Consider the following 422-nt stretch of genomic DNA (forward strand, 5'->3'; position numbering starts at 1 on the left):
ATGTAGGCTTCAAAGAGAATGACACCTTGCTCTTCAGCGACCTGATGCATCTGCTCTGCCAGTGCAAAGTTTGAAGCAATCGGTTTCTCCACAATAACGTGTTTACCCGCTTTCATCATTTGAATCGCTTGAGGGGCATGCAATGAATTAGGGCTAGCGATATAGACAGCATCAACATTGCTGTTGGCAAGTGCTTCTAGAGAGTCAAAGCAATCACTTGCTTGATGTTTTTCGGCAAATTGCTTCGCGTTCTCTATCTTCCTTGAATAGACAGCCTGCAATGTAAACGAGTCGCTTGCCTTTGCTGCATCAATAAAGCGCTCTGTAATCCAGTTTGAGCCTATAACACCCAGTTTCAACATCTCAATTCCTCTTTGAACGTTTCAGATGATCTATCCGTCAATAGTTGAAGAATATAACAC

General features: G+C 42.9%; 1 protein-coding gene. It reads right to left on the reverse strand.

All coding sequences use genetic code 11. The features are described from left to right. The coding region (locus AB4585_RS29685; RefSeq protein WP_372172431.1) for a Gfo/Idh/MocA family protein at positions 1-362 on the reverse strand (362 nt) is incomplete at its 3' end. Between the last annotated feature and the right edge of the window lie 60 nt (positions 363-422).

The organism is Vibrio sp. 10N.222.49.C9 (genome assembly GCF_041474985.1).
GTDB classification, from domain to species: domain Bacteria; phylum Pseudomonadota; class Gammaproteobacteria; order Enterobacterales; family Vibrionaceae; genus Vibrio; species Vibrio crassostreae_C.